Here is a 23,617-nt window from a genome sequence, read left to right on the forward strand (position 1 = left end):
CGTGCCGGCGGCGGGCCCGGGTCGAAGCGCCCTGATCGGTGCGGCGGATGCGAAACGGGCGGGCACCCCGTGTGGGGTGCCCGCCCGTCGGCGTCGGTAGGGGTCAGTTGCCCGGTGGACGGCCCGGTGGGGTGCCGGTGTTACCCGGCCCGTTCGGCCCGTTCGCGGTGCTGCCGCCGCCGCTGCTCACCTCGATGGTGACCACGCCGCCCTTGATGGTGCGGCCGTTGGGGCTGGTGCCGGCGACGGAGCCGGCCGGGCATTCCGAGGCGATCTTGTTGTCGGAGACGACGACGGAGAAGCCGGCCTCCTTGAGCTTGCCCCGGGCACCGTCCACCGACTGGCACTTCACGTTCGGGATGGAACGCTGGTCACCGTTGATGATCTTGCCGTTGGGTGGGGTGAACTCGATGCCGGGCTTGCCCTTCATGGCGTCCCGCAGCGTCTGGTAGACCGCCGGATTGATGCCGGTCGGCGTCTCGTCGTGACCCATCCGCTGGTTGGTCTGCGGCCAGTCCGGGTCGGCCATGATGCCGGCCACCGCGAACTGCTTGGTCATCACCACCAGGGCCGAGGTCTTGTCGCCGTCGGTGGTGCCGGACTTGCCCGCCACGGGCTTGCCGACGATGCCCCGGACGTTGCGGGCGGTCGCCCCGACGCACTTGGAGACCGACGACCGGTCACCGACCGGGCAGCGGGCCGCGTCCACGGCGGCCCGGGCCACCTCGGTGGAGATCCGCTGCTCGCAACGCGGGTTGGCGACGTCGAGCTTGTTGCCCTCCGGGTCCTTGATCTGCTGCACCGGGATCGGCTCGCAGAACTTCCCGTCGGCCGCCAGGGTGGCGTAGGCGTTCGCCAGCTCCAGCGGGGTGGTCTGGGAGACACCCAGCGTGAACGCGCCCCACTGGTTGGCGCCGCCCTCCTTGGTGGCCCGGCGGGCGTCGTCGCTGCTGCGGAAGGTGATGCCGAGCTTCTGCGCCGCCTTGATCACGTTCTCCGCGCCGACCTGCTGCTCCAGCGGGACGAAGTAGGTGTTGACCGAGCTGCCGAAGGCGGTCCACATGTTGTGCACGCCGGCCATGCTCGCCGAGGCGTTCTTGGGGCAGTAGAAGTGCGTCCCCGGGCAGGCGGCCGGTGAGTTCTGCTGGACGATGTAATCCGACTTGAACACCGGTGGCGAGTTGATCGGGTAGGCGAGCGGGATGCCCTTCTCCAGCGCCGCCACCATGGTGAACATCTTGAACGTCGAGCCGGCCTGGTAGCCGGTGATGCCCTGGCCGCCGCTGAGCAGCGGGTTCACCGTGTTGGGGTAGTTGCCCCGGATCTTCTTCTTGGCCTTCTTGGGGTCGCTGGAGTACTTGTTCTGCGGCTTCTTCGGGTCATCGATCTTGAAGTTCCGGTTCACCGACAGCGCGCGTACCCGACCGGTGCCCGGCTCGATCGCGGCGACCATCCGGGCGGCCTTGCTGTTCACCCCGAGGTTTTTGCGGACGGCCCGGTCGGCACCGTTCTGCGCCTGCACGTCGAGCGTGGTGGTGATGGTGTAGCCGCCGCTCTTGAGCCGCCGCTCCCGGTCGTACGTGGTGGAGCCGAAGGTCTCCTGCGAGAGCCACCAGCGGTAGAAGTAGTCGCAGAAGAAGCCCCAGTCCTTCTGGTTGGTGGCGACGCAGCCGTTCGGGGTGCGCTTGTCCTTCACCACCAGCTTGGTCGCCTTGGCGGCGTCCCCCTCCTGCTGGGTGATGGCCTGCGTCTTGACCATGTTGTCGATGACGTAGTTACGCCGGTCGAGCGCGAGCGGGTAGCCGCTGCGGGTGGTCGGATCGTTGGTGGTGGGCGCTTTGACCATGCCGGCCAGCAGCGCCGCCTCCTCGATCTTGAGGTTCTTGGGCGACTTGCCGAAGTACACCTGGCTGGCGGCGAAGACGCCGTACGCGCCGTTGCCGAAGGAGGCGAGGTTCAGGTAGCGGGTGAGGATCTCGTCCTTCGAGAACTCCTTGTCGACCTGGAGGGCCAGCCGCATCTCGCGGATCTTGCGGGAGCTGGTGTCCTCGGTCGCGGCCACCACGTCGGCCGGGTGGGTGGCCGAGTAGGCGATGGCCAGCCGGACGTACTGCATGGTCAGGGTGGACGCACCCTGCTGCGAGTTGGTGCCGGACTGGTTGTTGACGAAGGCCCGTGCCACGCCGTTGATGTCCACGCCGTTGTGCTTGTAGAAGTCGTGGTCCTCGGCGGCGATGATCGCCTTCTGCATGTACGGGGAGATGTCCGCGAGCTTCACGTCGCGCCGGTTCTCGTCGTACATGGTCGCCAGCGGGGTCTTGCCGTCGTTGGCGAGCAGGTAGCTGATCTGTGGCGCGCGGGCCACCGTCAGCTCCTTGGGCAGCGCTCCGAAGGTCTCGGCGCCGGCCTTGGCCGCCAGGCCGGACATCGCCACCGCGGGGAAGGCCGCCGCCGCCACCACCACACCGGCCAGCAGGCCGCAGATCAGTAGCGATGCGGCGTTGGTGAAGACATTGTGGTCACGTTTCCGCATCCAGGTCACCTCGACAGGGTACGCGAGTAGGGAACGAGGGGCGCCGGGGCGTTCTTTCCCCATTTCCTGCGCGCGCCGACCTCGTTGTGCTAAACGCACGACCCCCGCTGCGAGGTTGCGGGTTACCGCGCCGAGTCTCCACCGATCGGTGGAGCCCGCGCAGCGTTTTCACGTACTCCGAGGGGGTAAGCGGCGATCGAAGGCCCGGGAAGCCGGGACTGTCCGGAATGTTGGATTTCGCCGACAACGTTGCGTAATCATGCGACTACAGAGCATGATGGTGGCGGCGACACGAGCCACACGTCGTCCGTGCCTCCTTGGGGAAGGAACGGGCCGGACGACCGGGGGGAACGACGGCTGGTCGCACGAGTCGGTTGGTACTGCAAGGGGGGACGTGTACAGATGGGGATGATCACTGACTGGCCGTCGCTGGCGGCGTGTCAGAACGGGGACCCGGACGCGTTGTTCGTACAGGGCGCCGAGCAGAACGTCGCGAAGCGGATCTGCCGAAGCTGCCCGGTGCGGTACGAGTGCCTGGCCGACGCGCTCGACAACCGCATCGAGTTCGGCGTGTGGGGTGGCATGACCGAACGGGAACGCCGTGCCCTGCTGCGCCGGCACCCGCAGGTGGCGAGCTGGCGCAAGATGTTCGAGGCGGCGATGAAGAAGAACGCCAAGGACCGCAGCGGCAAGGACAAGATCCTGGTCACCGCCGCCGGTTGAGGCCCGACCGTGGTCCGACCGGACCACGGCCTTCCCCGGCGCGGGCCCGGCCGGGTGGACCGGACCGCAGGTCAGGGGTGGCTGATCGCCGCGCCGATCGTCCGCAGCCCGTCGACGTCGTGCACGTCGGCGGGCTGCGCCGTCACCGACACCGTCGGCACCGCCGGGAACGCCTCGGTGAACCGCCGGGCCACCTGCTGCTCGCGGGCTGCCTGCTGCGCCAGCGCGGCGTGCGCCCGCAGCACGTCGACCGTGGCGTCGTGCCCACCCAACTCGACCAGCCGGTCGGCCGCCGCCCGGCTCGTCGCCGGGTCCAGACCCACCGCCGGCCGGTGCACCCGGTTGAGCACCAGCCCGGCCAGCGGCATCCGCTCCGCGCCCAACCGCCCGGCGAAGTAGGCCGCCTCCCGGACCGCGTCCGGCTCCGGCGTCGCCACCAGCAGGAACGCCGTCTCGCCGGCCTGGAGGATCCGGTACGTCTGCTCGGCCCGCTGCCGGAACCCGCCGAACATCGAGTCGAGGGCCGCGACGAAGCCGGAGAGGTCGGTCAGCAGCTGCGCCCCGAGCACCTTCTGCACCACCTTGGAGAACATCCCGAAGCTGGCGGTGACGAAACTGAACATGCTCCGCCCCCCGCTGCGGGCCGGGGCGAGCAGCAGTCGCAGCATCCGGCCGTCCAGGAAGCGGGAGAGCCGGGCCGGGGCGTCGAGGAAGTCCAGCGCCGAGCGGGACGGCGGGGTGTCCACCACGATCAGGTCCCACTCGCCCCGGGCGTGCAACTGGCCGAGCTTCTCCATCGCCATGTACTCCTGGGTGCCGGCGAAGGTGGAACTCATGGCCTGGTAGAACGGGTTGGCGAAGATCTCCGCCGCCTTCGCCGGGTCGGTGTGCTGGAGCACCACGTCGTCGAAGGTGCGCTTCATGTCCAGCATCATGGCGTGCAGCTCACCGCCGCCCTCGACGTCGATCCCCTTGACCCGGCGGGGGGTGTTGTCCAGCTCGGTCAGCCCGAGCGACTGGGCCAACCGGCGGGCCGGGTCGATGGTGAGCACCACCGTGCGCCGGCCGTGCCGCTCGGCCGCCCGCAGCGCCAGCGCCGCCGCGGTGGTCGTCTTGCCCACCCCGCCGGCGCCACAGCAGACCACGATACGCACGCCGGGGTCGGCGAGGATCTGGTCGACGTCCAGCACGGGCGCCGCGTCTTCGGAAGGCACCAATCGAGCGTATCGGGCCGGTGGGGTCCGTGCGCCCGGGCCGACGTGAGGTGTGCGTCAATCCGCCCGACGGAGGATCTCGGCGAACGCCGCCAGCCCGGCCGAATCCACCCCGTCGGGCAGCAACGGCAGCTCGGTCACCGGCCGCCCCAGCTCCACCAGGTCGGTCCGCAGCGAATCCTCCAGCTCCCGCCGTACCCGCTGGTCCCGCGCCTCGCCGGCCAGCCCGGCCACGGTCGCCTGGTCGGTCGGCAGGCCGGCGGCGGCCAGCCCGCGTCGCAGCTCCGCCCGGGTCACCTCGCGGCCGGTGGTCGACGGCGGGCGGGCCGCGTTGACGATCACCCGGCCCACCGGGAAGCCGAGCTGGGTCAGCTCGGCGATCGCGTCCACCGTCTCCTGGACCGGCATCTCCTCCAGCAGCGTCACCACGTGCACCGCGGTCATCGGGGAGCGCAGCAGCGCCGACACCCCGTCGCTCTGGGTCTTGATCGGGCCGACCTTCGCCAGCCGGGCGGTCTCGGCGGTGACGTTGAGGAAACGACCGATCCGGCCGGTCGGCGGGGCGTCCAGCACCACCGCGTCGTACACCCGGCGCTGGCCGGCGGTGCGGGTGGTGGCCTCCTTGACCTTGCCGGTGAGCAGCACGTCCCGCAGGCCCGGGGCGATGGTGGTGGCGAAGTCGATCGCGCCGAGCTTGCGCAGCGCCCGACCGGCCGCGCCGAGCTTGTAGAACATGTCGAGGTACTCCAGCAACGCCTCCTCGGCGTCCACCGCGAGGGCGCGCACCTCGCCGCCGCCGGGGGCGTCGACGAGGTGCCGCTCGGCGTACGGGAAGGGTTCGACCCCGAAGAGCTGGGCGATGCCCTGCCGGCCCTCCACCTCGACCAGCAGGGTGCGGTGTCCGCCGGCGGCCAGGGCGAGCGCCAGCGCCGCCGCCACGCTCGTCTTGCCCGTGCCGCCCTTGCCGGTCACCACGTGCAGGCGGGACGGCCATCCGGTACCGGCCGGGTCGGCCGGCCGCTCAGCTGCTCGCACCGGTCGAGCCTATCCACCCCGCGCGCTCAGCCGACCTCGCAGACCCACCAACCCGTCTTCCGTACGACGGTGAACCGCAACGGCTGCTCGGCGATCTTCTCGTCGGCGGTGGTCATGGTGAGGGTGGTGGAGACGGTGGCCCGGTCCCCGTTCTGGCTGTCGACGGTCGGACTGGACCAGCGGAACCGCGGGTTGATGTAGGTGGTGGCGTACTTCTGCACCTCGGCCACCTTGGCGTTGATCTTCTGCGGGTCGCGTGATTCCGCGCAGACGAAGTTGGCCGCCCTGCCGGCGTCGCGTTCCTGGTAGACGGCGGTGAGGAAGCCGTCCACCGCCACCGTCGGCTCCTTGGCCCCCTCGCCGCCCTCGGTGTCGCGCAGGGTCAGGAAGGCGAGCGTCCCACCGCCGCCGCAGAGCACGACGGCCGCCGCCAGGGCGAGCCAGGCGACCAGCGGGCCGCGCCGCCGCGCCGGTGTCGCCGCCCGGTACCCGGGGTGACCCGTCGACGGCGGCGCGCCGACACCGGACGGGGAGAGGCCGGGAGCGGTCGTCCCGCCCGGGTCTGGTGGGTCCTGCCGTGGCGGTGGCCCGCCTGGCGATCCGCTCGCGCCACCGAACGGTGGATGGGTCATGTGGTCCCCCGGGGGATGGGGCGCCGTCGCCGCCCCTGGCGACGACGCGGGTACGGGCGCGGCGGGCGACCCCTGATCGCCCGTCCGAGGCGCAAGGGTAACGGTCTATGGGCGGCGCGTGGCGGACCGCTCACGACCTGCGGTGGGTTGCGATCGCTTTCCGGACCAGGCGAGTGTCACATATGTGACTTGGCGTGATCGAACGTGCGCGTCCCGTTGTCCGGGTGCCGGGCGGGGTCCTACGTTCGTCCGGGTGTGGGGGAGCGGATCGGGTCGGCACCCGGTCCGGACGGCGGTCATTCACGGTACGAGGCCGGAGGAAGGTACATGCGCGACGCGGAGAACATCGCCCGAGCCCACTTCTCAGCACCAGGAGACCGGGGGAGGCGGGGAGGTTCGGCCGGCGACGCGGACGCCCCCGGCACGGGGCTGCCGATGAACGAACGGTCCTACCGGCGCTGCGCCGAACCGAGCGAGGTGCTGCGGATGCTCGGCCGCACCGGTGACCGCGCCCGGGACGACGAGGAGCCCGGCTACGTCATCCACCTGCCGATCCGGGTGGCCGACCTGGCGGCGGCGACCGCGCTGGCCGGCACCGTGGCGACCTCCCTGGGCTTCCTCGTTGAACTCGACGCCGGCGAGACCACCGTCTCCACCGCCGACGACCAGAACAACAGGCACCGGGTCTTCTGCGACCTGCTGCTGCCCGACCGGTCCCGCTGCCCCCAGCCGTACGACCACGCCGGGCAGTGCGGTGAGCTGCCCACCGCCCCCGAGCAGCGTCCCGCGCCCCGGCCGTCACCCGGACCGTAGGCTGTCGACGACACAGTCCACGCCAGGCAAGGGAGCCTTCCACCGATGCAGAAGTGGGAATACGCCACGGTCCCGCTGCTGGTCCACGCGACCAAGCAGATCCTCGACAACTGGGGCGAGGACGGTTGGGAACTCGTCGCCGTGATCCCCGGCCCGAACCCGGACCAGTTGGTCGCGTACCTCAAGCGTCCCAAGGGCTGAAGGGGTCCGACGATGAGCAACGGACCCCACGCCAAGCTGGCCGAGCTCGGCCTGGCCCTGCCCGACGTGGTGCCGCCGGTGGCCAGCTACGTGCCGGCCGTGCAGTCCGGTCAGCACGTCTACGTCTCCGGTCAGCTGCCGGTGGCCGAGGGGAAGCTGCTCGCCACCGGCCAGGTCGGCGCGGGTGTCTCGCCCGAGCAGGCCAAGGACCTCGCCGAGCGGTGCGCGCTGAACGCCCTCGCCGCCGTCGACTCGCTGGTCGGCCTGGAGAACATCGTCAAGATCGTGAAGCTGACCGGCTTCGTGGCCTCGGCGCCGGGCTTCCACGGCCAGCCGGCCGTGATCAACGGAGCCTCGGACCTGCTCGGCGCGGTCTTCGGGGAGGCCGGCCGGCACGCCCGCTCCGCCGTCGGGGTGGCCGAGCTGCCGCTGGACGCCCCGGTCGAGATCGAGTTGATCGTCGAGGTGGCCTGACCGCGTCGCCACTCCCCGCGAGCTGACCCGACCGGTCGGTCGAAAGCCGTGAAGGACCACAAACCAGTGGGCCGGTTCGGCAAGATCGCGGGGAGTGGCGCACAGGGTCGTACGATCGCAGCCATGACCGGGCATGTGACGGCACCGCCGGCCGCACCGGCCGACCGGCTGCCGCAGTGGGTGACGTTGCTGCGTGCCCCCAACCCGGGGCCGATGACCCTGGAGGGCACCAACACCTGGCTGCTGCGCGCCCCCGACGCGGCCCGGGCGGTCGTCGTCGACCCCGGCCCGGCCGACGAGGGGCACCTGGCCGCCGTGGCCGCGTCCGGCCCGGTCGGGCTCGTGCTGATCACCCACGGGCACCCCGACCACACCGAGGGCGCCCCCCGGCTGAGCGACCTGCTCGACGGGGTCCCCGTGCTCGCCGTCGACCCGGCGCACACCCTCGGCGGGGACCCGCTGACCGGGGCCGCCGGGCAGCTCGACGGGTACGGGCTGGGCATCGACCTGATCGCCACCCCCGGGCACACCGCCGACTCGGTCTGCCTGCTGGTGTCGTACGGCACCGAGCGGGTGGTGCTGACCGGGGACACCATCCTCGGCCGGGGCACCACCGTCGTCGCCCACCCCGACGGCCACCTCGGCGACTACCTCACCAGCCTGGAGCGGCTGTCCGCGTACCAGGGAATCCCGGCGCTGCCCGGCCATGGCCCGGCGCTCGCCGACTGCGGCGCGGCGGCCGACTTCTACCTCGCCCACCGCCGGGCCCGGCTCGACCAGGTCCGGGCCGCCGTCGACGCGGGCGCGCGCACCGCACCCGAGGTGGTGGCGACCGTCTACGCGGACGTGGACCGGTCGCTGTGGTGGGCCGCCGAGTGGTCCGTCCGCGCCCAACTGGAGTACCTGGGAGTGGAGCAGCCGTGACCTGCCCGGTGTGCGGCACGCTCGCCGTCCCGGGCGCGCGGTTCTGCCACAACTGCGGGGCGGCGCTGCCGGCCGCCGCCGGCCTGCCGACCGCCGAACGCCGGGTCGTCACCGTGCTCTTCGGCGACCTGTCCGAGTTCACCTCCTGGTCGGAGGACCTCGACCCGGAACGCGTCGGCGCGGTCACCGACCGGGTGCTCGCCGCGCTCGCCGGCGCGGTGAAGACGTTCGGCGGGCACGTCGACAAGCTCACCGGCGACGGCATCATGGCGGTCTTCGGCGCGCCCGTGGCCCACGAGGACGACGCCGAGCGGGCCGTGCGGGCCGCCCTGTCGATGCAGCGGGCCGTGCGCCGGGTGCTCGACGACGAACGCGGCGGCGGCGCACCGCTCGGCCTGCGGGTCGGGCTGAACACCGGCGACGTGATCGCCGGCATCCAGGCCGCCATCGAGTACACGGTCATCGGGGACACGGTGAACACCGCCGCCCGGCTGGCCGACGCCGCCGCCGTCGGCGCGATCTACGCCGGTGCCCGTACCTCGTCGGCCACCCGGCACGTCGCCTCTTGGCGGGTGCTGCGCCCGCTGCGGCTCAAGGGCAAGCGCGAGCCGGTCGAGGCGTACGAGCTGCTGGGCCTGCTCGACGCCCCGGGCACCCGGTCGGGGCTCGGCGACGAGGCGCCCTTCGTGGGGCGGGAGACCGAGATCGGCCGGGTCGCCGGCCGGCTCGCCGAGGTGATCGACCGGGGCGAACCCCGGGTGCTGCTGATGACCGCCGAGGCGGGGATCGGCAAGTCCCGGTTCGCCGCCGAGGTGGAACGCCTCGCCGCCGGCTACGACGTCGGCGCGGGCCGGTACGCCGCCCACAGCGGGGCCCGGGTGCTCTCGGTACGCTGCGCCGCCTTCGGCGAACGGCGTCGGCTGGCCCCGCTGGCCGACCTGGTCCGGGCCGCCGTCGGCCTGCCCAGCGACACCTCCACCGCGCTCACCCGGCCGGCCGTGGAGGAACGGCTGCGCCGGCTCGCCCAGCGGCTCGGCCGGCTGCGCGCCGATGCGCCACCGCTCGCCGGTGACCAGCTCCTGGCCCTGCTCGGGTACGCCGAACTGCCCGCCGGCAGCCCCGGTGAACAGGGCGGCTGGGGGACCACCCCGCCGGCCGCCGACGCCGAGGCGGTGCCGGTCGCGGTGGCCGGGCTGCTCAGCGCCCTGGCCGCCGAGGCGCCGCTGGTGATCGTGGTCGACGACCTGCACGACGCCACCGGCGAGACGATCGCCGCCCTCGGCGCGACGCTGTCCCGGCTCACCGGCCCGGTCCTGGTGATGCTGCTGGGCCGCCCGGAGCTGGTCCGGACCGCCGGGGCGTTGACCTGGATCGCCGACGCCGAGGTGCAACCGCTGCCGCCGCTGCGCGGCGCGGACGCCTCCCGCCTGCTCACCAGCTATCTCAACGGCGGCAGGCTGCCCCAGGCCGACGCCGACCGGCTGCTCGCCACCGCCCAGGGAAACGCCTTCTACCTGGCCGAACTGGTCACCCTGCTGCGGGAACGGGGAGCGTTGACCGCCGGTCCCGACGGCGGCTGGCGGCTGGTGCCCGGGTCGCTGGGCAGCCGGCTGCTCTCCCGGGACCTCGCCGCCGTGCTCGCCGCCCGCATCGACGCGCTCCCGCCGGAGGCCCGGTCTGTGCTGCGGGACGCCGCCGTGGTCGGCGACGTGGTGCCCACCGGCGCGTTGGAGGCACTGCGTGAGCAACGGTCCGGGCCCGCCGGCCGGCCCGGCGCGGTGGCCGCCGTCGAGCTGGAACGGGCCGTGGAGGAGCTGCTGCAACGCCGGATGCTGCACCGCACCCGCAGCGGGTTCGCGTTCGCCACCCCGCTGATGCGGGAGGCCGCCTACGCCGGGGTGAGCAAGGCCGAACTCGCCGAACGGCACGCCGCGCTGGCCCGCTGGGCGACCGGGGTCCCCGGCGCGTCGGTCGCCCCGCCGGGCGGGTTCACCGACGCGGCCCGCGACGACTTCGTGGCCGAGCAGGTCGAGCGGGCCGCCGTCCTCGCCGACGCGGTGAAGCTCCGCCCGGACTCGCCGGCCCGGACGGTCGCCGGGCTCGGGGTGGCCGCGCTGGGCCGGGCCGCCCGCCGGGCGTTGCAGGCCGGCGAGCCGGCGCTGGCCGTCGAGTACGCCGAACGCGCCGCCGACCTGGCCCGCGACGGGCTGCCCCCGGCCGACCGGGTGGTGCACGCGCGGGCGTTGCTCCAGGTGGGCCGGGTCGGTGACGCGCTCGCCTTCGCCGAGAAGATCGCCGCCAACGCCGGTGACGACGCCGGCACCCGGGCCAGCGCCCTGCTGCTCGCCGGTCAGGCCCAGCAGACCCAGGGCGACCAGGCCCGCGCGGTGGCCTGCTGGCAGGAGGCGTTGCAGGTGGCCACCGCCGGGGAGGTGACCAACCTGCGGGCCTCGGCGATGCGCCGGCTCGGGATGGCCGACTTCGTCGCCGGCCGGCTCGGGCAGGCGAGCAGCCGCCTCGCCGCCTCCTACCAGATCAGCCTCGCCGCGAAGGACCTGCGCGGGCAGGCGTGGGCGTTGCAGAACCTCGCCTGGGTCACCACCACCCGGGGGGACTTCGCCGGCACCGACGCGGTGCTCGGTCGGGCCGCCCGGCTCTTCGCCGAGCTGAAGGACCCGTACGGGCGGGCCTGGCTGCGCGGCACCACCGCCTTCGCCCGGCTGCTGGCCGGCCGACTGGGGGAGGCCTGCCGGCTGGCCGGGATCTTCCTGCCGTTCGGGGAACGGGTCGGCGAGGCGTGGGCGGTGGGCACGCTGCGCGCGGTCGAGGCGTTCGCCGGGGCGGAGATGGGCGAGGTGGCCGAGGCGGACCGGTCGGCCCGCCGGGCGTACCGGGACTTCGCCGCCGTCTCCGACGACTGGGGGCGCGGGTTCGCCCTGGTCGTCCGGGGGGTGGTGGCGCGGGGGCTGGGCGAGCCGGAGCACGCCGCCGACCTGTTCACCGACGCCCTCGCGTACGCCGGGCGGACCTCGCACCCGCTGCTGACCGGGATGGCCGGCACGCTGCGCGGCTTCGTGGCGTTGGACATGGGCGACTGCGAGACCGCCGAGCGGGACGCCCGTGCGGTGCTGACCGCCGTCGAACCGCACAACCCGCAGGCACCGGCGCAGGCCGCGCCCCGGGTGCTGCTCGCCACCGCCCGGCTCGCCGCCGGTGACCCGGCCACCGCGGTCGGGTTGCTCGCCCCGGTGGCGACGACCGCCGCGAAGACGCCGACCCTGCTGTTCTCCCGCCGGCAGACCCTCGCCCGGTACGCTTCCGCGCTGCTCGCCCACGGCCAGTCGGAGCAGGCGTTGGACTGGGCCCGGCGGGCGGTCGCCGCCCCGGCGGAGGACGTCCGCAGCCAGGTGATCGGCGCCGGGGTGCTGGCCGAGGCGTTGGCGGCGTGCGGCCACCCGGTGGAGGCGGCGGCCAGCGCGCAGGAGGCGGTGCGGCTGGCGTACGCCACCGAGCAGCGCAGCGAACGGGCCAGCGCCGACGCCCTGGCGGCCCGGCTGGCCGACGGGGTCTGACCGGGACGTCGGCGGGTGCCGGCGGTGGGCCGCCGGGCTGCGGTCGTCGGCGGACGGCAGGTCTGTCGGTTCCGGGGATGTGCGCCTGTCGGCCGGGACGGTTAGCGTGTCACTTCACGCGACCGCCCCTCGGTGCCGGTCGCGCCGTCGGGTGGGGGGCAGGATGAGGTTGCCGCGTTCGGGCGCCGGTTGGACGATCGCGGTCTTCGGGGTGCTGGCGGTGCTGCTCGGCGCGCTCGGACTGGTGTGGCCGGAGGCGCAGCTGCGGATGCTCGGCTTCGAGGTGCCGGCGACCCGGGCACCCGGCGACTACACCGGCACGTTCCTCACCGCGTCCTCGATGGCCTCGTTCAACATGGGCGTCTACTACCTGTTGGCGGTGGCGACCGAGTGGCGGGCGTTCTACCGGTTCACAGTGGTGTTCCGGCTGGTCACCTTCACCGTCTTCACGCTGACCGTGCTGGCCGACGTGGCACCGGACCGGTTCATCGGGGTGGCGTTGTGGGAGGGTGCGGGCGCGGTGGCGACGGCGCTCGGCCTGCGCTTCGACGCCCGTCGATCAGCAGGTGGGGACGGTAGCGCTCCCAACTCGACACCGTCGCAGGTCAGTGGCGTATCCGGGGGCACGACGAGCCGGTCGGCCGCCGCCGGTCCGGCCACCGCCGCCGGTACGGACCGCTGAGCGCCCCGGCGGAACGGGTATTTTCGAGCCGTGACCGAGACCCCGCCCGGCGCCCTCCGGCTGCCCAATGTGCCCGGTCTGACCGACTTGCAGGTCTTTGCCCGGGGTGGCTACGCCACCGTCTACCGGGCCACCCAGATCTCCGTCGGTCGGGAGGTCGCCGTCAAGGTGGAGAACCGCACCCTGGACAACGAACGCGACCAGGCCCGGTTCCTGCGGGAGGCGCGGGCGGCCGGGCGGATGTCCTCGCACCCGCACGTGGTCGACCTCTTCGACGTCGGGGTGACAGTCGACCAGCACCCCTACCTGATCATGGAGTTGTGCGACGGGTCGTACGCCGAACGGATGCGGACCTCGCCGCTCGACGCGTCCGAGACCCGTGACCTCGGCATCAAGATCGCCGACGCGCTGGCCCACTCCCACGCGGCCGGGGTGCTGCACCGCGACGTCAAGCCGGCCAACATCCTGCACTCGCACTTCAACTCGGCGGTGCTCGCCGACTTCGGGCTGGCCGTGCTGGCCGAGGCGCGGGACGCCTCGGTCACCCTGGAGGTGCTCACCCCGGCCTACGCCCCGCCGGAGATGTTCAACCACAGCCCGCCGTCACCGGCCGTCGACGTGTACGCCCTCTGCGCCACCCTCTACGCGGTGATGACCGGCCGCCCCCCGCGCTGGCAGTCCGAGCGCAACCCGAGCCTGGTCACCGTGCTGGAGTTGTTCCACCACCCGATCCCCGACCTGCCCGGGGTGCCCACCGAACTGGTCGACGTGCTGCGCGCCGGGATGTCCAACGACCCCGACGCCCGCCCCTCCGCCCTCGAACTGCGCGACCTGCTGACCGCGCTGCCCGTCGATCCGGCTCCCGCCCCGGTCAGCGGCGCCCCGGTCTCCGGCGGGCCGTCCGGGGGCACCGGCGGCGGTGGGCCGTACACCCTCGGGTGGACCACCAGCCAACCCGGACGGAGCACCGGGCGGCCCACCCCCCGCCCTCCGTCCCAGGACGACCACCCGACCGTGCCGCACGGCACACGGCGGCGGCGGCGCTGGTTCTTCGGCGGCGCAGGGGTGCTCGCCCTGGCCGCCTCGGCGAGCGCCGGAGCGTGGGTCGCCGGTGGCGCGCCGCCGCTGGCCGGGCCGACCGCCGCCCCGTCGACCGTCGGCTCGTCCAGCCCGGCCGCCCGCTGGGGTGCCCTGCCGGGCTGCGCCGCCGACGGCACCGCCGCGGTCCTGCCGCCCGGCGCCCGGTGCGCCCCCGTGCTGGAGTGCTTCGGCCCCGTCCGGCTACGCGGCGACCGGGCCGAGGCCGCCCAGGTCTCCTGCGAGGGGCGGCACACCTGGGAGACGTACGTGGAGGGGCAGTTGCCGGCCGCGCTGGCCGCCGCCGGGCACGACGCGATCAGCGCCGACCCGACCGTCCGGTCGGTGTGCAACGCCCGGACGTTCCGGCTGACCAGCGGGATCGACTACGCCAACGGCTGGCGGCTCGAAGTGCTGCCACCCGGCGAGAAGGATTTCGACCGCACCTACCGCTGTCTCGCCGGGCGGGGCGTGAACGCCCTGGTCGCCCCCACCCTCACTGGTCGCTGACCTCGCGCATCCGGTGCAGCCGGCTCAACACCGCCGCGGTGTCCAGCGCGTCGAGGGTGTCGGCGTCGAGGAACGAGCCGGCCTCCGGCAGGCCCGGGGCGGCCGCCCCGACCGGTCGCTCCCGGTCGTCGCGTTCGCGCAGTGCGGCCAGCGCGGTGCCGGTCACCGTGGCGAAGAGGACACCGAGCAGCGCCAACCCCACCGTCACGATGCCGGCGGGATGCCGGAAGACCAGCACCACCACCACCGCGGCGGTCGCCAGCGCCGCGACCACCGCCACGGTCCGCGCGTCCGGCCTCAGGAATCGCCTCACCTGACAAGCATGGCCTTTTCGGGCGTGCTGTCAAACCATACGGCCCAGTGTGGTTGACCGTTCTGCCTAGAGTGACGAACGTCGAGGTGTCGTCTCGACTCGTCCCGTATCCCACCGGAAGGCATCTACATGCCACAAACCACCCGGTCACTGGCTGCCGCGGTCGTCGCCGGCCTGCTCCTCACCACGATGGCGGTCGTGCCGGCAGCCGCCGCGCCCGGCAGCCCGCACACCCGCCCCGCCGTGCCCGATCGGACCAGCCGCACCGAGGCCCGGCGCGTCGACAGCGTGCCCACCCCGAAGCTCGACTGGTACGCCTGCTACGGCTACGCCGAGTGCGCCACCGTCGCGCTGCCGCTGGACTACGACAAGCCGAAGGGCGCCACCACCGAGGTCGCCCTGCTCCGGGTGAAGGCCCGCGACCAGCAGGCCCGGATCGGCAGCCTCTTCCTCAACCCGGGCGGCCCGGGTGGCTCGGGCACCGACATCGCGCTGGCCGCGCCGTCCTTCCTCGGCGACGACCTGCTCGACCGGTTCGACATCGTCGGTGTCGACCCGCGCGGCGTCGCCGCCAGCACCAACGTCCGGTGCTTCCCGTCGGTGAAGGAGCAGACCCGGGCGTACGCCGGTCTGAACGTCGCCTTCCCGTGGACGAAGGCCGAGGAGAAGGCGTACCTGAAGTCGGCGAAGGCGGTCGGCCAGGCGTGTTCGACCACCGGTCGGCCGTTGACCTCGGCGATGTCCACCGCCGAGGTGGCCCGGGACATGGACGTGCTGCGCCGGGCGGTGGGCGACCAGAAGCTCAGTTACCTCGGTTTCAGCTACGGCACCGCGCTGGGCCAGTACTACGCGAACATGTTCCCGGACCGGGTCCGCGCGGTCGCCGTCGACGGGGTGCTCAACCCGGCCGCCTGGGTCGGCCAGGGTAAGGCGCGTGACCAGCTCCAGGAGTCCCGGCTGCGCAGCTCCGATGCCGCCTACCGGGCGTTGCGGGAGATCCTGGCCCGCTGCGCCGGGGCCGGCCCGCAGGCGTGCCCCCTCGCCGCCGCCGGTGACCCGGTCGCCTCCTACGATCTGGTGGCCAAGCGGCTGCGGCAGAAGCCCGTGGTGATCGACGACCCGGACGCCGGCCCGTTCACCGTCAGCTACGCCGACTTCGTGGCTGCCAGCCTCAGCGCGCTCTACAGCCCCTACGGCTGGGAGCCGATCGTGGACAGCACCGCACTTCTGCTCACCCTCACCGACCCGCAGTCGGCGTCGCCGGCCCGACTCGCCGGGGCGCGCGCGGCGCTCGGCCGGATCGCCGCACAGGCCCGTGAGCAGCGACGGTTCGACTTCCCGTACGACAACGGGCTGGAGACCATGGGCGTCGACTGCACCGACGCCTACCACCCTGGGAAGCTCGCCGACTGGCCCGCGCTCAGTGCCCAGGAGGACAAGCGGGCACCGTACTTCGGGCGGCCCTGGTCCTGGATCACCGCGCTGTGTGCCCGGGACGCCTGGACGGTCCGCGACGCCGACGCCTGGACCGGGCCGTTCAACCGCCGGACCGCCGCACCGGTGCTGGTGGTGGGCAACTACTGGGACCCGGCCACCAGCTACCAGGGGGCGGTGGCCTCGGCGCGGCTGCTGCCGAACAGCCGGCTGCTCAGCAGCGACAGTTGGGGCCACACCGCATACGGGACGTCGGCCTGTGTGACCGGGGCGATCGACGCGTACCTGCTGCGCGGGGCGCTGCCGGCCGAGGGCACCGTCTGCGTCGGCGACGTGCAGCCGTTCGTCGGGGCGTCGGAGCCGGCCGGGCGGGCCGCCTCCGACAAGAACGCGCTGGCCGCCGCCGGGTTGCCGGCCCGGGGTGCGCCCAAGCGACTGCCGCCGGTGGTCGCGCCGCTGCCCCTGGCGGGTTCGCTGACCGTGCGTTGATCCGACTCCGGGGTACGACGGGCGCTCGGGTCGTCCGTCGTACCCCGGGCTTCTCTCTCCGGCCGGTCGGGTGGACGTCGCGGCGGTCGACCCGGGGCCGCGATGCGGCGCGACGGAGATGGACGGGAGCCGCTACCCTCGGTGTCCCCAGGCTGTCCGTCAGCGAGGTGCGCCGATGAACCACATCTCCGCCCGCCACCGGGTCCGATCGGTCACCACCACCCTGGCGGTGGCCCTGACCCTCACCCTGGCCGCCGCCGCCGGCTGCGAGAACCGCCGTGAACCGTCGCTGCCCTCGGTCCGCGACAAGCTGCGCGAGTCGCACATCGACGGTCAGCCGAAGATCAAGATCGGGGTGGCCACCACCGAGCCGCTGATGGGCGAGCTGCGCAACGGCGTGCACTCCGGCTTCGACGTGGAGATCGCCCGCTACGTCGCCTCCTACCTCGGTTACGAGGGTGACCAGCGCATCGAGTGGGTCTCGGTGACCACCGAGGACCGTATCCCCGCCCTCCAGGGCGGCGTGGTCGACCTGGTGGTCTCCAGCTTCTCCATCACCGAGGAGCGGGAGAAGCTGGTCAGCTTCGCCGGGCCGTACTTCGTCACCACCCAGGAGGTGATGGTGCCGACCCGGCTCAGGGACAAGATCCGCACCATCGAGGACCTCCGCGAACCGACCTACAAGGTGTGCACCAGCGGTGGCTCCACCACCGAGGCCGAGCTTGCCAAGCACGACGTCAAGGCGCTGGTGGTCAAGGAGGTCGGCGACTGCGTCAAGGGCATCCGGGAAGGCCGCTACGACGCGGTCAGCTCCGACGAGACGATCCTCGCCGGGTTCCTCTCCCTCTACCCGACCGAGTTCGAGATCGTCGACATGCCCTTCGGCACCAGCGAACTGCTCGGCATCGGGGTGCCGATCGGCGACCCCGCCCTGCGCGACCTGGTCGCCTTCGCCCTGCAGAAGAGCTACCTGCAGGGCCGCAACGGGATCAGCAGCCCGTGGATCACCGCCTACACCAGGTCCCTCGCACCGTACCTGAAAGCGGAGAAGGCGCAGCCCCAGCCGCTGAACGTGCCGGAACTGGTCGACTTCGACGACAAGGCGCCGACCCGGTGACCGCCCCGGCCGTACCGCAGGATCTGGGCGCCACCACCGTCGCCGTGCGCGACGGCTGGGACCCGGCGGTGGAGCGGCGGGCGCGGGCCAGCCAGTCGTTCTGGACGGCCGTGGTCGGCGTGCCCGCCATCTTCTCCGTGCTGCGCCTCGGCGTCGAGGCGGGCGGCGAACTCCAGACCACGCTGCTGCTGGTGGCGAACGTCGGGCCGGTGAACCTGCTCGCCGGTTTCCTCACCACCGCCGCCCGGCTGCTCTCCACCGGCCTGGTCGCGGTCTTCGCGCTCGGCGCGGTGCTGCGGGTCAGCGTCGAACGGATGCCGCCGGCCGTGCGCCGCCCGCTCTTCGTCCGCTGGGCGGACCTCACCCCGGCCTGGTTCGTGCTGGCGAGCTTCCTCACCGCCCTGGTCACCTGGCAACTGCTCTACCTGCCGTTGCTGCTGCCGGCGTTCGTCGCCGCCTTCCAGCTCACCCCGGCCCGCCTGCACGAGCACGTGGTGCCCCGGACGCTGCTCGTGGTGGCGCTGCTCGGCGGTTACGGGTGGCTGCTCGCCCCCACCCTGGTCGACGCGTGGCAGCAACGGGAACTGCTCGTCCTGGCGCTGCTCGTCGCCCCGCCGCTGCTCGCCCTCGCGGTGACCGGCCCGCTGCCCGGGGCGGTGATCCGGCCGCTCGCGTCGGTCACCGAGGCGGCGGTGCTGGCCATGCTGGTCTGGGCGGCGCTGCCGGTGATCACCACCCCGGTGCTGCCGCTCACCGTGACCACGGTGGAGTCGAGCCCCGGCGTCACCGAGGACGTCCGGGGGCACGTGGTCACCGTGGACGACGTCAACATGGTGCTGCTGCAGGAACGCGGCGGCGTCCGGTACGTGCCGGTGGACGACGTCCGCGCCCAGGTGCTCTGCCCCAGCGAGGAGGAGCTGCCCCGGCACCGGCTGCGCATCCGCGACTACCACGTCGAGGACTCGCTGCTGGAGGGGCTGGGCCGGCGGGTGCGCCCGGTGCACCGCACCGACGCGGCCTGCCGCGCCGTGCACTGACCGGGCGCTGCGGCGGGTGACCGTCCCAGGGGGTCAGTAGGACTTCTCCTGGCCCAGCACGTGCTGGGCGACGAAGTTGAGGATCATCTCCCGGCTGACCGGGGCGATCCGACCGGCCCGCACCGCGCCGAGCAGCGTCGCCACGCCGTACTCGGTGGTCATGCCGGCCCCGCCGAGGGCCTGCACGGCGGTGTCCACGGCCAGCGCGGCGGCCTCCCCGGCCGCGTACTTGGCCATGTTGCCGGCCACGCCGGCCTCCAGGTCACGGCCCGCGTCGTACAGGGTGGCTGCCTTATGGATCATCAGTCGGGCGAGTTCCACCTGCACCGCCGCGTGCGCCAACGGATGCGCCACCCCCTGGTGCGCGCCGATGCTCCGCCCACCCCAGACCTTGCGGGTGGCGGTGTAGTCGGCGGCCCGCTCGATGGCGTACCGGCCGGTGCCGACGCCCATCGCGGCGACCGTGATCCGCTCCGGGTTCAGCCCGGCGAACAGCGCCGGCAGGCCGGCGTCCAGCGACCCGCCGACCAGCGCGTCAGCGGGCAGCCGCACGTCGTCCAGGTAGAGCAGGAACTGGTTCTCCGGGGAGACGATCTCCATGTCCAGCTTGGACCGGGTCAACCCCGCCGCGTCGGTCGGCACCACGAACAGCGCGGGCTTGAGCTTCCCGGTCGTCGCGTCCTCGGTACGCGCCACCACCAGCACGTACTGCGCCTCGTCCACGCCGGAGATGTAGCACTTGCGGCCGGAGAGCAGCCAGTCGTCGCCGTCGCGGCGGGCCACCGTGCCGAGCCGGTGGAAGTTCGACCCGGCCTCCGGCTCGGTGATCGCGAAGACCACCTTCAGCGAGCCGTCGGCGAACCCGGGCAGGAAACGCTTGCGCTGCTCCTCGGTGCCGTGCCGGTTGATCACCGTGGCGGCGATGGCCGGCGACACCACCAGCAACAGCAGCGGGCACCCGGCGGCGGCCAGCTCCTCGCAGACGATGGCCAGCTCGGTGAGGCCGCCACCGCCACCGCCGTACTCGGCGGGGACGTTGACGCCCAGGTAGCCGAGCCGACCGGCCTCGTCCCACAGCTCGGTGGTGTGCTCGCCGGCCTTCGCCTTCTCGACGAAGTAGGAGTGGCCGTACCGGCGGCCCAGCGCGCGGACGGCGTCGCGGAGCTGATCCTGCTCGGGGGTGAGGTCGAAGTTCATCGGGGTGCCTCCTCGGGGTTGACCACGGCCAGCACCGCACCCGTCTCGACCTGCCCACCGGCGGGCACCGGCAGGTCGGCGACCACACCGTCGGTCGGGGCGAGCACGGGATGTTCCAGCTTCATCGCCTCCAGGGTCAGCAGCAGGTCACCGGCGGCGACCCGCTGACCGGCCCCGACGTGCACCCGGGTCACCGTGCCGGGCAGCGGCGCGAGCAGCGACCCGACCGCGAGCGCCGCGCGGGGCAGCGGGAAGCGGGGCAGCTCGGCCAGCTCCGCCGCCCCGCCCGGGCCGTCCACGAAGACCACCGACCCCGCCCGGTGTACGCGGAACACCCGCCGCACCCCGGCCACGTCGAGCAGCACCCGGTCCGGTGCCGCCGTCACCAGCTCCACCACCGGCGGCGCGTCCGGTGCGTCGGTGGCCGTCGGGTCGGCGACGGCCGGGTCGGTGGACCAGTCGGCGAGCGTGCCGGACCGGTCCAGTCGGTAGCGCACCTCGATCTCGTCCCCGGTCGTCGTGGCGTACCGGACGGCCTGGGGGACGGCCGGCACGTTGCGCCAGCCCGAGGGGAGACCGGCGAGCACCGGGGCGGCGGCCCGACGTGCGGCGGCCCCGGCGAACGCGGCGGCCAGCGCGGCGACCGGCAGCCGGTCGGCCGGCAGCAGCGGCGCGAAAACCCCGGGGTGTGCGTCCAGGAACCCGGTGTCCACCTGCGCCGCGCCGAACTCCGCGCTGCGCAGCACCCGGACCAGCAGGTCCCGGTTGGTGGCCACCCCGTGCAGCTCGGCGCGGGCCAGCGCCCCGGCGAGCGACCGGGCCGCCTCCGCCCGGGTCGGTGCCCAGGCGACCAGCTTGGCGAGCATCGAGTCGTAGTGCACGCTCACCGTCGACCCGGTGTCCACCCCCGAATCGAGCCGCAGGCCCCGGGTCGGGGTGAACTCGCCGGCCACCCCGGGCACCGTGAACCGGTGCAGCGTGCCGGTCGCCGGCCGGAACCCCTGCGTCGGGTCCTCCGCGCACAGCCGTACCTCGATCGCGTGGCCGTCGGCCGGCGGGGTAGCCGGCACCGGCAACGCACCGCCCTCGGCGACCAGTAGTTGCAGCCGGACCAGGTCCAGCCCGGTGACCGCCTCGGTGACCGGGTGCTCCACCTGGAGCCGGGTGTTCATCTCCAGGAAGAAGAACTCGCCCGCCGGGGCGAGCAGGAACTCCACCGTCCCCGCCCCGACGTAGTCGACCGCCCGCCCGGCGGCGACCGCCGCCGCGTGCAGCCGCTCCCGCACCCCGTCGGGCAGCACCGCCGGGGCCTCCTCGACGATCTTCTGGTGCCGCCGCTGGATCGAGCAGTCCCGCTCGCCGAGCGCCACGACCGTACCGTGGGTGTCGCCGAAGATCTGCACCTCGACGTGCCTGCCGCGTTCGACGTACCGCTCGACGAAGACCGTGCCGTCGCCGAACGCGGCGGCGGCCTCGCGGCGCGCCGAGTCGACGGCCGCCGGCAGGTCGGCCGGGTCGCGGACGATGCGCATCCCCCGGCCGCCGCCCCCGGCGGACGCCTTGACCAGCACCGGGAAGTCGGTGACCTCGTCGCCGTCGGTCCAGGTGGGCAGCATCGGCACGCCCGCGCCGGCCAGCAGCTCCTTCGCGGCGATCTTGTCGCCCATCGCCGCGATCGCCCCGGCCGGCGGACCGACCCAGGTCAGGCCCGCGTCGGTCACCGCCGCCGCGAACCCGGCGTGCTCGGCGAGGAAGCCGTAACCCGGGTGGACGGCGTCCGCGCCGGTGCGCCGGGCCGCGTCCAGGATCGACCCGATCCGCAGGTACGTCTCGACGGGCGTGTTCCCCGGTAGCCGGACCGCCTCGTCGGCCTCGGCCACGTACGGCGCGTCGGCATCGGCGTCGGAGTGCACGGCGACCGTCGCCACGCCGAGCGCCCGGCAGGTGGTGAAGACCCGCCGGGCGATCTCCCCCCGGTTGGCCACCAAGAGCTTCTGAATCACCTGTGCCCCCTACATCCGGAAGACGCCGAAGCCGTCGGCGCCCTTCACCGGTGCGTTGTGGATCGCCGACAGGCAGAGCCCGAGGACGGTACGGGTGTCCCGGGGGTCGATCACCCCGTCGTCGTAGAGCCGGCCGGACAGGAACAGCGCCCCCGACTGCGACTCGATCTGCTGCTCGACCATCATCCGCATCGCCGCGTCGGACTCCTCGTCGTAGTCCCGGCCCCGGGCGGCGGCGGCCTGCCGGGCCACGATCGACAGCACCCCGGCCAACTGCGCCGGACCCATCACCGCCGACTTCGCGTTCGGCCAGGTGAACAGGAACCTCGGCTCGTACGCCCGGCCGCACATGCCGTAGTTGCCGGCCCCGTACGAGGCACCCAGGTTGACCGTCAGGTGCGGCACCGTCGAGTTCGCCACCGCGTTGATCATCAGGGCGCCGTGCTTGATGATGCCGCGCTGCTCGTACTCGGTGCCGACCATGTAGCCGGTGGTGTTCTGCAGGAAGACCAGCGGGGTGTCGGTGGCGTTGGCGAGCTGGATGAACTGGGCCGCCTTCTGCGCCTCCGCGCTGAACAGCACCCCCCGGGCGTTCGCCAGCACCCCCACCGGGTAGCCGTGCAGTTCGCCCCAGCCGGTGACCAGCGCGGTGCCGTACGCCGGCTTGAACTCGTCGAACTCGCTGCCGTCGAGCACCCGGGCCAGCACCTCACGCGGGTCGAACGGCACCTTCAGGTCGGCGCTGACGATGCCGAGCAGCTCCTCCGGGTCGTACCTCGGCGGTCGGGGTGCCGGGTCGCGCGGCGGTGGACCATGCTTGCGCCAGTTGAACCGGCGTACGCACCGCCGGGCCAGCCGGATACCGTCCCGCTCGTCCTCGGCGAGCTGGTCGGCGAGGCCGGACGTGCCGGCGTGCATCGCCGCGCCGCCGAGCGACTCGTCGTCGGTGACCTCGCCGGTGGCCATCCTCACCAGCGGCGGCCCGGCCAGGTAGACCTGCGACCGGTCCCGGATCATGATCACGTGGTCGGACATCCCCGGCACGTACGCGCCACCGGCGGTGGCGTTGCCGAAGACCACGCTGACCGTGGGGATCCCGGCGGCGGAGAGCCGGGTCAGGTCGCGGAACACCCGACCGCCCGGAATGAAGATCTCCGCCTGGGTGGGCAGGTCCGCCCCGGCGCTCTCCACCAGGTTGACCATCGGCAGCCGGTTCGCCAGGGCGATCTCGCCGGCCCGTCGGGTCTTCGCCAGCGACCACGGGTTCACCGCGCCGCCGCGTACCGTCGGATCGTTGGCGACGACCAGGCACTCGACGCCCTCGACGACGCCGATGCCGGTGACCACGCTCGCCCCGACCGGGAAGTCGCTGCCGTACCCGGCGACCGGCGACAACTCCAGGAACGGGCTGTCCCGGTCCAGCAGCAACTCGATCCGCTCCCGGGGCAGCAGCTTGCCGCGCCGGTGGTGCCGGGCCACGTACTTCTCGCCGCCGCCGGCCCGCGCCTGGTCGAGCGCGGCGTCCAGCTCGGCGAGACGTTCCCGCAGCGCGTCCCGGTTGGCCACGAAGGCCGGCGCGGCCGGATCGACCGCACTCTCCAGTGTCGTCACAGATCTCCCCCGTTCGTTCGCGACTG

General features: G+C 73.4%; 19 protein-coding genes. 11 read left to right on the forward strand and 8 right to left on the reverse strand.

Annotated elements, in window-relative coordinates; all coding sequences use genetic code 11:
• Positions 1–103: 103 nt before the first annotated feature.
• Positions 104–2,533: a penicillin-binding protein gene (locus tag JQX11_RS22980; protein WP_204927043.1), complete on the reverse strand. Its 2,430-nt coding sequence runs from the start codon at positions 2,531–2,533 to the stop codon at positions 104–106.
• Between the two features lie 402 nt (positions 2,534–2,935).
• Between JQX11_RS22980 and JQX11_RS22985 the strand changes: the two genes are divergently transcribed.
• A complete protein-coding gene (locus tag JQX11_RS22985) occupies positions 2,936–3,256 on the forward strand; it encodes a WhiB family transcriptional regulator (RefSeq protein WP_088643826.1) in 321 nt (106 codons plus the stop codon).
• 71 nt (positions 3,257–3,327) lie between these two features.
• Here the strand turns inward: JQX11_RS22985 and bagB are convergent, their stop codons facing one another.
• Genes bagB through JQX11_RS23000 form a run of 3 tightly spaced genes read right to left on the reverse strand, consistent with a single transcriptional unit; the run spans position 3,328 to position 6,137 of the window.
• Entirely contained in the window at positions 3,328–4,473 is a 1,146-nt protein-coding gene (bagB, locus tag JQX11_RS22990) for an ArsA family ATPase (RefSeq protein ID WP_204927044.1), read from the reverse strand.
• Between the two features lie 54 nt (positions 4,474–4,527).
• Positions 4,528–5,505 carry an ATPase BagA gene (gene bagA / locus JQX11_RS22995; RefSeq protein ID WP_204927045.1) on the reverse strand — a complete coding sequence of 326 codons (978 nt, stop codon included), beginning with the start codon at positions 5,503–5,505 and terminating at the stop codon, positions 4,528–4,530.
• Positions 5,506–5,531: 26 nt separating this feature from the next.
• A complete protein-coding gene (locus JQX11_RS23000; protein ID WP_204927046.1) occupies positions 5,532–6,137 on the reverse strand; it encodes an Rv0361 family membrane protein in 606 nt (201 codons plus the stop codon).
• A 327-nt stretch (positions 6,138–6,464) separates the two neighbouring features.
• Here JQX11_RS23000 and JQX11_RS23005 point away from each other — a divergent pair, with 327 nt between their 5' ends.
• From JQX11_RS23005 to JQX11_RS23035, 7 genes are all read left to right on the forward strand, one after another.
• Entirely contained in the window at positions 6,465–6,950 is a 486-nt protein-coding gene (locus JQX11_RS23005; protein ID WP_204927047.1) for a hypothetical protein, read from the forward strand.
• A gap of 45 nt (positions 6,951–6,995) precedes the next feature.
• On the forward strand, positions 6,996–7,151 hold the full coding sequence (gene sp36, locus JQX11_RS23010) for a Sp36 family protein (RefSeq protein WP_088643831.1): 156 nt from the start codon (positions 6,996–6,998) through the stop codon (positions 7,149–7,151).
• Positions 7,152–7,163: 12 nt separating this feature from the next.
• Complete coding sequence (locus JQX11_RS23015) at positions 7,164–7,625, forward strand: RidA family protein (RefSeq protein WP_088643832.1); 462 nt, start codon at positions 7,164–7,166, stop codon at positions 7,623–7,625.
• Positions 7,626–7,748: 123 nt separating this feature from the next.
• Positions 7,749–8,549, forward strand: a complete 801-nt coding sequence (locus JQX11_RS23020) for an MBL fold metallo-hydrolase (RefSeq protein ID WP_204927048.1) — start codon at positions 7,749–7,751, stop codon at positions 8,547–8,549.
• The gene (locus JQX11_RS23025; protein WP_204927049.1) at positions 8,546–12,121 is read left to right on the forward strand and encodes an adenylate/guanylate cyclase domain-containing protein; all 3,576 of its coding nucleotides are present in this window, start codon (positions 8,546–8,548) and stop codon (positions 12,119–12,121) included. The genes JQX11_RS23020 and JQX11_RS23025 overlap by 4 nt, the downstream gene beginning before the upstream one ends.
• 163 nt (positions 12,122–12,284) lie before the next feature.
• The gene (locus tag JQX11_RS23030) at positions 12,285–12,803 is read left to right on the forward strand and encodes a hypothetical protein (RefSeq protein ID WP_204927050.1); all 519 of its coding nucleotides are present in this window, start codon (positions 12,285–12,287) and stop codon (positions 12,801–12,803) included.
• A 30-nt stretch (positions 12,804–12,833) separates the two neighbouring features.
• Positions 12,834–14,390, forward strand: a complete 1,557-nt coding sequence (locus JQX11_RS23035; RefSeq protein ID WP_204927051.1) for a serine/threonine-protein kinase — start codon at positions 12,834–12,836, stop codon at positions 14,388–14,390.
• Here JQX11_RS23035 and JQX11_RS23040 read toward each other — a convergent pair.
• Positions 14,377–14,703, reverse strand: a complete 327-nt coding sequence (locus tag JQX11_RS23040) for a hypothetical protein (protein WP_204927052.1) — start codon at positions 14,701–14,703, stop codon at positions 14,377–14,379. The genes JQX11_RS23035 and JQX11_RS23040 overlap by 14 nt on opposite strands.
• A 129-nt stretch (positions 14,704–14,832) precedes the next feature.
• Here JQX11_RS23040 and JQX11_RS23045 point away from each other — a divergent pair, with 129 nt between their 5' ends.
• The 3 genes from JQX11_RS23045 (at position 14,833) to JQX11_RS23055 (ending at position 18,780) form a co-directional block, all read left to right on the forward strand.
• Positions 14,833–16,626: an alpha/beta hydrolase gene (locus JQX11_RS23045; RefSeq protein WP_204927053.1), complete on the forward strand. Its 1,794-nt coding sequence runs from the start codon at positions 14,833–14,835 to the stop codon at positions 16,624–16,626.
• A gap of 175 nt (positions 16,627–16,801) precedes the next feature.
• Positions 16,802–17,743, forward strand: a complete 942-nt coding sequence (locus tag JQX11_RS23050) for a transporter substrate-binding domain-containing protein (RefSeq protein ID WP_204927054.1) — start codon at positions 16,802–16,804, stop codon at positions 17,741–17,743.
• Positions 17,740–18,780: a hypothetical protein gene (locus JQX11_RS23055; protein WP_204927055.1), complete on the forward strand. Its 1,041-nt coding sequence runs from the start codon at positions 17,740–17,742 to the stop codon at positions 18,778–18,780. The genes JQX11_RS23050 and JQX11_RS23055 overlap by 4 nt, the downstream gene beginning before the upstream one ends.
• Before the next feature lie 33 nt (positions 18,781–18,813).
• On the opposite strand, the gene JQX11_RS23060 is transcribed toward JQX11_RS23055, so the two are convergent.
• Genes JQX11_RS23060 through JQX11_RS23070 form a run of 3 tightly spaced genes read right to left on the reverse strand, consistent with a single transcriptional unit; the run spans position 18,814 to position 23,591 of the window.
• Complete coding sequence (locus tag JQX11_RS23060) at positions 18,814–19,977, reverse strand: acyl-CoA dehydrogenase family protein (RefSeq protein ID WP_204927056.1); 1,164 nt, start codon at positions 19,975–19,977, stop codon at positions 18,814–18,816.
• Positions 19,974–21,980 carry an ATP-binding protein gene (locus JQX11_RS23065; protein ID WP_204927057.1) on the reverse strand — a complete coding sequence of 669 codons (2,007 nt, stop codon included), beginning with the start codon at positions 21,978–21,980 and terminating at the stop codon, positions 19,974–19,976. The genes JQX11_RS23060 and JQX11_RS23065 overlap by 4 nt, the downstream gene beginning before the upstream one ends.
• 9 nt (positions 21,981–21,989) lie before the next feature.
• A complete protein-coding gene (locus JQX11_RS23070; RefSeq protein ID WP_204927058.1) occupies positions 21,990–23,591 on the reverse strand; it encodes an acyl-CoA carboxylase subunit beta in 1,602 nt (533 codons plus the stop codon).
• Positions 23,592–23,617 lie beyond the last annotated feature (26 nt).

It is taken from the genome of Micromonospora humida, from assembly GCF_016901255.1.
GTDB classification, from domain to species: domain Bacteria; phylum Actinomycetota; class Actinomycetes; order Mycobacteriales; family Micromonosporaceae; genus Micromonospora; species Micromonospora wenchangensis.

Excerpts from the sequence above, each read along its gene's own strand:
- JQX11_RS22985 (WP_088643826.1), top strand. The coding sequence starts at position 2,936 with ATGGGGATGATCACTGACTGGCCGTCGCTGGCGGCGTGTCAGAACGGG.
- sp36 (WP_088643831.1), top strand. The coding sequence starts at position 6,996 with ATGCAGAAGTGGGAATACGCCACGGTCCCGCTGCTGGTCCACGCGACC.
- JQX11_RS23000 (WP_204927046.1), bottom strand. The coding sequence starts at position 6,137 with ATGACCCATCCACCGTTCGGTGGCGCGAGCGGATCGCCAGGCGGGCCA.
- JQX11_RS23050 (WP_204927054.1), top strand. The coding sequence starts at position 16,802 with ATGAACCACATCTCCGCCCGCCACCGGGTCCGATCGGTCACCACCACC.
- JQX11_RS23030 (WP_204927050.1), top strand. The coding sequence starts at position 12,285 with ATGAGGTTGCCGCGTTCGGGCGCCGGTTGGACGATCGCGGTCTTCGGG.
- JQX11_RS23045 (WP_204927053.1), top strand. The coding sequence starts at position 14,833 with ATGCCACAAACCACCCGGTCACTGGCTGCCGCGGTCGTCGCCGGCCTG.
- JQX11_RS23020 (WP_204927048.1), top strand. The coding sequence starts at position 7,749 with ATGACCGGGCATGTGACGGCACCGCCGGCCGCACCGGCCGACCGGCTG.
- JQX11_RS22980 (WP_204927043.1), bottom strand. The coding sequence starts at position 2,533 with ATGCGGAAACGTGACCACAATGTCTTCACCAACGCCGCATCGCTACTG.
- JQX11_RS23060 (WP_204927056.1), bottom strand. The coding sequence starts at position 19,977 with ATGAACTTCGACCTCACCCCCGAGCAGGATCAGCTCCGCGACGCCGTC.
- JQX11_RS23005 (WP_204927047.1), top strand. The coding sequence starts at position 6,465 with ATGCGCGACGCGGAGAACATCGCCCGAGCCCACTTCTCAGCACCAGGA.
- JQX11_RS23015 (WP_088643832.1), top strand. The coding sequence starts at position 7,164 with ATGAGCAACGGACCCCACGCCAAGCTGGCCGAGCTCGGCCTGGCCCTG.